Consider the following 7,674-nt stretch of genomic DNA (forward strand, 5'->3'; position numbering starts at 1 on the left):
CCCACCGGGGCGGCCGCGTCCTCGACCGCCCCGGTGGGTCCGAGGTCCCCGGCTCCTATGTGGTCGGCTGGATCAAGCGTGGACCGCGCGGCTTCATCGGGTCCAACAAGACCTGTGCGCGGGAGACGGTCGACGCGCTGCTCGCCGACGCGAACGCGGGCCGTCTCCCGCGGCCGGTCACCCCGTCGGGCCCGGTGAGGACGTCCGCCTAGGAGCACGCGGGCCCGCCCACCGGTCCCGGGCCTAGTACGTCCCGCAGTTGCTCGGTGCGGGCTGCCCGGCGATCCGATCGGCGAGGTACTGCACGGTGCTGTTGACCTGCGTGATCATCGGGCCGACGTGATTGAGGATCATCCCCGGCAGCAGCGGCGGCGTCTCGTCCACGTCCATCTGGACGGTGGCGCCCCGTTCGCACCAGTCGCGGCCGAGCTGGAGCGATTGCGGACCGGGCACGACATCGTCGTTGGTCACCGCCAGCACCCGGACCGGTGTCGTGGGCCGGACCAGACCGATGCGCTGTAGCTCCGTGTAGTGCAGGGCGATCGGGTCCTCGCGGACGATCTCGATGGCCGGGCGACCGGTCTTGGTGAACTCCGAGGTGTTGCGGAGCCCGTACTGCAGGACGGTGTCCACGAGGCACTGGTCGGCGACCGTGCGCAGCATCTGTTGGCCTGCGGTGTTGAGGTGCACGTCGAGACGCTGCTGCACCTCGGGATAGGCGTCGGCGAGACTGTTGAGCGCGTACCCGATCGCACCGGCGATCGCGGTGCCGTCGATCTGGTCGAGGGTGGCCACCAGATCCGCCGGCGGCGACCCCGCCGCGGTGCCGAGCAGGTTGACCTCCGGCGCATACTGCGGATGCATCTCGGCGGCGGCGGCGACCGCCGCCCCGCCCTGGGAGTAACCGGTGAACACCGTACGGGGGTTCGGCCCGGTGTCTGCCGCGGGGATCGTGGCGGCGGCGCGCGCCGCGTCGAGCACCGCGCGACCGGAGGACTCGCGATGCACGTAGGAATGGATCCCGGGGGTGCCGAGGCCCTCGTAGTCGGGTACGACGACGGCGTAGCCCCGCGCCACCAGGGCGTAGGCCTGGATGTACTCGTACCCGATCCCGGCGCTGGGCGGGTTGTCCTTCACGGTGGCGAGCGTCTGGAAGGACTTGGACGGCGCACAGGTGTCGCCCTGCCCCATGGTGCCCGGCGCCAGCACCGCCAGGGGCCGGCTGCCCCCGCCGTTCCATCGCGCGGCCGGCTTCAGATAGGTACCGGTCACGGCGATGGGCTGACCCTTCGACCCGACGGAGCGGTACATGATGCGGTAGCCGTCGGCCGGCCAGTCCCTGGTATCGCCCGCACCGATGATCCCTCGCACGGAGGGCAGCGACACGGCCAGTCGGAAGTACTCGGACCTGATCAGGTCACCGTTGTTCGGCGGGAGTACGGCGGGCGGCTCGTAGAAGGCGGCGGCGGGGTCGTTGCTCGACCCCGTCCCGCTCGAGCCGATCCCGCTCGAGCCGATGTCGCTCGAACCCTGCGCGGACGTCGCCGGGGCGGCGAGCGTTCCGACGGCGACGAGGAAGGCGGTGGCGAGCGCTGCTGCGCGTAGTGCTGTTCGACGTGGTGACACGGGACCCCCGTAAGGTGTGATGCGGATCACTTACGGGTCGGGAGTCTAGAATCCTGAGAGCGGGCTGTGGTGGCCCTCCTCCTTAGATAGGCAAAGAATAGGTATGAGCTGAGAGAGCGGGGCGCCTGTCCGGTGTGGACCTCAATCCGGTGTCCGAGTGTCTGATGCCTCGCCCTCGACCGTCAGCGTGTCCCCGGCCTCCACCCCGGCCGCCCGCGAGGTGTCCTTCAGCGCCACCCCGGACGCGCCGAGTTCCCGGGCCCCCGCGATGAGCCGCGCGACGATGTGCGCGGATCGGGCGTAGTCCAACCCGTCAGGCGGGTGGATGTTGGAGATGCAGTTGCGCCCGGAGTCGGGGGTTCCCGGCGAGGGAAGGTGGGTCAGGTAGATCCCCAGACTGTCGGCGACCGACAATCCTGGCCGCTCGCCGATGATCACCGCGATCGTGCGGGCGCCCATGGCGCGGGCGAGATGATCGCCCAGTGCCACCCGGGCCTCGGTCGCGATCACCGGCGGGGCGAGAGAGTACAGCTCGGCCAGCTCGGACACCATCGCGCCGAGGAGCCCGGCGCCGTGGTCCATCAGCGCACGTGGGGACAGGCCGTCGGCCAGGACGACGCCCACGTCGAACTCCCCCTCGGGGATCGAGGACACATCCCGCGGCACCCTGCCCAGATCCGGCCGTCGCAGGTATTCCCCACGCGAGGAGGCCCGCGAGGTGACCACGGCCGGCTCCCCGATACCGATCTCCCGCACCTGCGCGGCCAGCGCCTCGACATCCAGCGGCATGTGCACGGCGTCCCGCGCGGCGGCGTGGGCGGACCGGAACTCCAGAACCCGGCGGGTGGGGAGCGAGTCTCCGGTGCGGCCCAGCCCGATACGTGCCCGGGTGCTGCGGCGCAGCTCGTCCCAGAAGGCGGGCTCGATCCCGCTCATCTCGTCCCCGTCAGGGCGCGGAGCGGAGACCCGGTGGCGTCGATGTCCAGAATCCGTCCCCGCGCGTCGACCATGCCCAGACGGTCGAGCCATTCCGCGAACTCCGGGGCCGGGGTCAGCCCCAGCACCTGCCTGACATACAACACGTCGTGGAAGCTCAGGCTCTGGTATCCCAACATCACGTCATCGGCGCCGGGCACCGCGATGACGAAGGCGGCGCCCGCCGCACCGAGCAGTGTGAGCAGGCTGTCCATGTCGTCCTGGTCGGCCTCGGCGTGATTGGTGTAGCAGACGTCCACACCCATCGGCAGACCGAGGAGCTTGCCGCAGAAGTGGTCCTCGAGCCCTGCGCGGATGATCTGTTTGCCGTCGTAGAGATACTCGGGACCGATGAACCCCACGACCGTGTTGACCAGCAGCGGATCGAGGTCACGGCACACCGCGTAGGCCCTGGCCTCGAGAGTCTGCTGGTCCACGGGCCGGCCTCCCGTCCCCAGGTGTGCGCCCGCGCTCAACGCCGAGCCCTGCCCGGTCTCCAGGTACATCACGTTGTCGCCCACGGTCCCGCGGTGCAGCGAGCGGCCCGCCTCATTGGCCTCGCGCAGCAGCGCGAGGTCCACCCCGAAGCCTGAATTGGCGCCCTCCGTGCCGGCGACGGACTGGAAGACCAGATCCACCGGCGCCCCCTGTTCGATGAGTTCCATCGTCGTGGTGACGTGTGACAGGACGCAGGACTGCGCGGGGATCTCGAAGCGCTGGCGTATCTCGTCGAGCAGATGCAGCAGGTCCGAGGTGGCGTGCGGGGAGTCCGTCGCCGGATTGACGCCGATCACCGCGTCGCCGGAGCCCAGGAGCAGACCGTCGAGGGTGGCCGCGGCGATGCCCCTCGGGTCGTCGGTCGGATGATTGGGCTGCAGGCGCGTCGCCAGGGTGCCCGGCAGGCCCACGGTGGTCCGGAACGCCGAGGTCACCCGGACCGCGCGGGCCACGGCGATCAGGTCCTGGTTGCGCATCAGCTTGCTCACCGCCGCCACCATCTCCGGGGTCAGCCCCGCCGCCACGGAGGCCAGCGTCGCGGCCGCACCGGCAGAGGCCGAGACCTCGAGGAGCCAGTCGCGTAGGCCACCCACGGTGAGGTGGGCCACCGGTGCGAACGCGGCGCGATCATGCGAGTCGACGATGAGACGGGTGACCTCATCGGTCTCGTACGGCACGAGCAGGTCCTCGAGGAAGGTCACGAGCGGGACCTCGGCGAGCGCCCACTGCGCGGCGGCGCGTTCGGCGTCGGACGACGCCGCGCACCCGGCCAACTCGTCACCCGATCTCCGCGCGGACGCCTTGGCCATCAGGTCCACGAGGCCGTCGAACCGAAAGGTCGTTCCCGAGACCTGCTGGGTGTACTTACTCATCGGGGCTCATTCGAGTTCTGCTTCCGCTCGGGCCAGTGCGGCGAACTCCTCGTCCGGGGAGTTGGCGACGAGGTGGTGGCGACTGTGGATACCGAAGTACAGCATGAACGCACCGAACACCACCAGGCAGCAGAGCGCGGCCGTGCTGTTGACGAGGAACGTGGCCACCACGGCCAACGCGGCCACGACAAGGGCGAACCCTGTGGTCACGACGCCGCCGGGGGTCCGGTAGGGGCGCTCCATGTCCGGCTCCCTTCGGCGCAGCACGATGTGACTGACCATCATCAGGACGTAGCTGAGCGCAGCACCGAACACCGCCATGTTGAGGAGCATGTCGCCCTGGCCGGTGAGGGAGAGCAGGAACCCGAGTACTCCCGGGACGACGAGGGCCAGGGTCGGCGCCCTGCGCGAATTGGTGACGGACAGCGCCCTGGGCAGGTAGCCGGCCCGGGAGAGGGCGAACAACTGACGGGAGTAGGCGTAGATGATGGAGAAGAAGCTGGCGACGAGACCGGCGAGCCCGATGTAGTTGACCAGCTTCGCGGCCGACCCGTCGCCGAGCGCCTCGACCAGTGGGTTTCCGGAAGACTGGATGGCATCCGCGCCGCCGGCACCGGTGGCCAGGACCAGGACGGTGGTCGCGGTGACGAGCAGGACCCCCATCCCCGCGATGATGCCGCGGGGAACGTTGCGGGCCGGATCCTTGGCCTCCTCGGCGGCCAGCGGCACACCCTCGATGGCGAGGAAGAACCAGATCGCGAACGGCACGGCGGCCCAGATGCCGAGGAATCCGAACGGCAGGAAGTCCGAGGCACCGGCGGCGTCGGTGGGAGCGATGTTGGTGAGGTTCGACGCCTCGAACTGGCCCGCGGCCGCCACGGCGAAGACGACGAGGCCGACCAGAGCAATGGCGGTGATGACGAACATGACCTTGAGGGCCTCACCGACTCCGGCGAGGTGGATGCCGATGAACACCGCGTACACCGCGAGGTAGACCCACCACCCGTCGGTGATGCCGAACAACTCCAGAGATTCGACGTACGCGCCGATGAACGTCGCTATGGCGGCGGGCGCGATGGCGTACTCGATGAGGATGGCGGTTCCGGTGGCGAACCCTCCCCACGGCCCCAGGGCGCGCCGCGCGAAGGTGTAGCCACCGCCCGCGGCCGGGAGCGCCGAGGACATCTCGGCCATGCCGAGCACCATGGCCAGGTACATGCCGGCGATGATCACCGCGGCGATGAGCAGGCCACCGAAGCCGCCCTGTTCCAGGCCGAAGTTCCACCCCGAGTAGTCGCCCGAGATCACGTAGCTGACGCCGAGACCCGCGAGCAGCACCCACCCGGCGGTGCCCTTTTTCAACTGGCGCCTGGCCAGGTAGTCACCGCTCTCGAGGTGAGATCGCGTTCCGTCATGGTGGCTACTGTGGGTGTCTGCGATGGACATGCGCGGCCTCTCTCGAAGCGGTATCGACGGATGTCGCGCGGCGGGCGCGAACCGGCTCACCGTAGGTCCGCGGTGTGAGCACCGCGTCGACGCGATGTGACGACCCGGTTACGGCGGTCGGCACCGCCGACACGATGGTCTCCCCGGAGAACTCCATCCGGTACATCGACGCCGTGACGCAGCGCAGCGGTATCGGGGCCCTCCTCCTGGCGGACGGCGAGGACCACGTGTCGCTCGTGAGCGCGGATTCCGCGCACAATCAGCAGATTCTCGACATCATCTCCGAGACGTCGGACAAGACCGTCGACGAACTCGCGCAGCACCACTCGCGCTAGTCGCCTCGAGCCCCGCCGGCCAGCCGCTCGATCCCGTCGTGCATCAGATCGACGGCGGTGCCGAAGACGACACCGGGGTCGATCCCGCGATAGTCCGCCAGGAGCGCCGTGGTGAGCGGGTAGTCCTCGGCGGGAAGCGCCTCGATCTCCACCGCGGTGGCGGAGTCCACGGGAGCCATCATCCCCAGCGCCTCGGCCGTGGCCAGCCCGAGCACCGTCGCGAACCAACCCACCGTCACGGTCACCACCTGCGGCCGGGGGATCCCGGCACCCGCCATCGCCGCGTGCACGACCTCGGTGGTGGCGTAGTCGGCCGACCCGGTGTGGGTGAACCGCTGGAGCAACGGGAACGTCCGGGGATACGACCTGGCCAGCGCGCGGTACTGCTCGGCCAGGTGGAGCAGTGTCGACCGCCAGTGCTCCCCGGGCGCGGCGGGCCGCACCCGGGCGTCCAGCCATGACGCCATGGCCCTGGTCAGCCCCTCCTTGGACCCGAAGTGATAGGCCACCGACATCGCGTCGCACCCCGCCGCTCGGGCCACACCGCGCAGACTGAAGGACTCCTGCCCGCCCTCCTCGAGCAGACCGACGGCCGCATCGACGATCCGCTCGGGGGACAGTCCCCTCGGCCCACGTCCGGAGTGTCGCTCGACCATCGGATCCCCCCACTTTCGGGCCACCGGGCCCACGCCGCCATTTCTACATCGTAGAATACTGATGACCAGAAGGAGGGCACCATGGTGGAGATCAGGACGGCGAGGCCTGCCGACGCACCGGCGACCGGGGAGATGCTCGGGGAGGCGTTCCGTGACGACCCCGCGTGGGCGCAGTTCTACCCTGACGCGACCTCACGGTCCGCACGCCTGACCGCGCACTACCGCCGTCACGTCAGTCGACACCCTGACCGGGTCGATGTGGCCGTTGACGGCGCAGAGGTACTGGGCGCGTTGCTCTGGGAGCCGCCCCACCGCGATGCGGGCCGGTTCTCCGGGTGGGTCGGCCGCATCGCGGCGGCCCTGCGCTACATGGTCTCACCCACCGCCCGCCGCGGACGGGCCCATACCCGCGCGGTCGAGGCCCACAGGCCGTCGGAACCGCACTGGTACTTCCATGACATCGCCGCCGGTCCCCGGGCCCGCGGGAAGGGGATCGGATCGGCGCTCCTGCGCCACCGCCTGGACCTCATCGACCGGGGCGGGCCGTATCCGGTGTTCCTCGAGGCCACCACCTCGGGCAGTCGCCGTCTGTACGAACGGTTCGGCTTCCGCCCCGTGGGCACCGTCCCCACCGGGCCCGGGCAGGAGTCCACGACGATGATCCGCCCGGCGGGCGGCGGCGAAGCGTGACCCCCGCCTGGCCGGTCCGGACGATCTCGCGACGGCCGCGGAGATCCTCGTCCGGGTGTTCGAGCACTACCCCTGGACCCGCCACGTCATCCCCGAGGAGGGGTACGGCGAGCGCCTGCTCGCCCTGCAGGAGCTCTGTCCCGCGCACGCCCACCGACACGGGTTCGTCGCTGTCACCGGGAACCTCGACGGCGTGATCGCGCTCCTGCCACCGGACGCCCCGGACCCCGACGTGACAGCGGTCGAACAGATCGTGGCCCTGCACGGCGACCGGATCGGGCGCCTGGAGACCTCGGACCTGCGGAACGTCACACTGTACGAACGGCACGGCTTCTCGGTCACCGGGCGCCGCGACCACCCGGACGGGCCCCCCGTCTGGGCCACCGAGCTCCACCCCCGCGCGCACTGACCGTCCACCCCACCGACGCCGGGAGCGCCGGAGGGGTGGGAGTAGCTTCTACACCGTGACCAGGTACCGCGACCCGATCGCGCAGTGGCGCGCGGCTGTCGTGGTGCTGGCATCCGCGCTCACCGCCACCGTCGCGCACACGGCCGGGGGAGGCGGTGTGCCCGGTC

General features: G+C 70.4%; 8 protein-coding genes and 1 pseudogene. 4 read left to right on the top strand and 5 right to left on the bottom strand.

What is annotated here, in order from left to right; all coding sequences use genetic code 11:
- Nucleotides 1-212, top strand: a pseudogene (locus IY392_RS00565) (4Fe-4S ferredoxin); the annotation flags it as partial.
- A gap of 31 nt (nucleotides 213-243) precedes the next feature.
- Here IY392_RS00565 and IY392_RS00570 read toward each other — a convergent pair.
- The 4 genes from IY392_RS00570 to eat form a co-directional block, all read right to left on the bottom strand.
- Nucleotides 244-1,626 (bottom strand): lipase family protein, encoded by a 1,383-nt coding sequence (locus IY392_RS00570; RefSeq protein WP_309233961.1) that lies wholly within the window; start codon nucleotides 1,624-1,626, stop codon nucleotides 244-246.
- Nucleotides 1,627-1,767: 141 nt separating this feature from the next.
- The gene (gene eutC, locus IY392_RS00575; RefSeq protein ID WP_194860257.1) at nucleotides 1,768-2,562 is read right to left on the bottom strand and encodes an ethanolamine ammonia-lyase subunit EutC; all 795 of its coding nucleotides are present in this window, start codon (nucleotides 2,560-2,562) and stop codon (nucleotides 1,768-1,770) included.
- Nucleotides 2,559-3,971, bottom strand: coding sequence for an ethanolamine ammonia-lyase subunit EutB (locus tag IY392_RS00580; protein ID WP_194860258.1), 1,413 nt, complete (start codon nucleotides 3,969-3,971; stop codon nucleotides 2,559-2,561). Before IY392_RS00580 ends, eutC begins: the two co-directional genes overlap by 4 nt.
- Before the next feature lie 6 nt (nucleotides 3,972-3,977).
- Nucleotides 3,978-5,417, bottom strand: coding sequence for an ethanolamine permease (eat, locus tag IY392_RS00585; protein ID WP_107757727.1), 1,440 nt, complete (start codon nucleotides 5,415-5,417; stop codon nucleotides 3,978-3,980).
- 74 nt (nucleotides 5,418-5,491) lie between these two features.
- On the opposite strand from eat, the gene IY392_RS00590 reads away from it, so the two are divergent.
- Nucleotides 5,492-5,752: a hypothetical protein gene (locus IY392_RS00590; RefSeq protein WP_194860259.1), complete on the top strand. Its 261-nt coding sequence runs from the start codon at nucleotides 5,492-5,494 to the stop codon at nucleotides 5,750-5,752.
- Here the strand turns inward: IY392_RS00590 and IY392_RS00595 are convergent.
- Entirely contained in the window at nucleotides 5,749-6,408 is a 660-nt protein-coding gene (locus tag IY392_RS00595; RefSeq protein WP_182612076.1) for a TetR/AcrR family transcriptional regulator, read from the bottom strand. The two genes, IY392_RS00590 and IY392_RS00595, sit on opposite strands and share 4 nt — an antisense overlap.
- An 81-nt stretch (nucleotides 6,409-6,489) precedes the next feature.
- On the opposite strand from IY392_RS00595, the gene IY392_RS00600 reads away from it, so the two are divergent.
- Both IY392_RS00600 and IY392_RS00605 read left to right on the top strand, forming a co-directional pair.
- Complete coding sequence (locus tag IY392_RS00600; RefSeq protein WP_107757729.1) at nucleotides 6,490-7,098, top strand: GNAT family N-acetyltransferase; 609 nt, start codon at nucleotides 6,490-6,492, stop codon at nucleotides 7,096-7,098.
- A gap of 55 nt (nucleotides 7,099-7,153) precedes the next feature.
- Nucleotides 7,154-7,507, top strand: a complete 354-nt coding sequence (locus tag IY392_RS00605; RefSeq protein ID WP_309233962.1) for a hypothetical protein — start codon at nucleotides 7,154-7,156, stop codon at nucleotides 7,505-7,507.
- Nucleotides 7,508-7,674 lie beyond the last annotated feature (167 nt).

Origin of the sequence: Dietzia sp. SYD-A1, assembly GCF_015356725.1 — a bacterium.
Classification (GTDB): Bacteria; Actinomycetota; Actinomycetes; order Mycobacteriales; family Mycobacteriaceae; genus Dietzia.

What these genes read in the sequence shown, in the direction of transcription:
- eutC (WP_194860257.1), bottom strand. Translation starts at nt 2,562, where the DNA reads ATGAGCGGGATCGAGCCCGCCTTCTGGGACGAGCTGCGCCGCAGCACC.
- IY392_RS00580 (WP_194860258.1), bottom strand. Translation starts at nt 3,971, where the DNA reads ATGAGTAAGTACACCCAGCAGGTCTCGGGAACGACCTTTCGGTTCGAC.
- eat (WP_107757727.1), bottom strand. Translation starts at nt 5,417, where the DNA reads ATGTCCATCGCAGACACCCACAGTAGCCACCATGACGGAACGCGATCT.
- IY392_RS00595 (WP_182612076.1), bottom strand. Translation starts at nt 6,408, where the DNA reads ATGGTCGAGCGACACTCCGGACGTGGGCCGAGGGGACTGTCCCCCGAG.
- IY392_RS00600 (WP_107757729.1), top strand. Translation starts at nt 6,490, where the DNA reads ATGGTGGAGATCAGGACGGCGAGGCCTGCCGACGCACCGGCGACCGGG.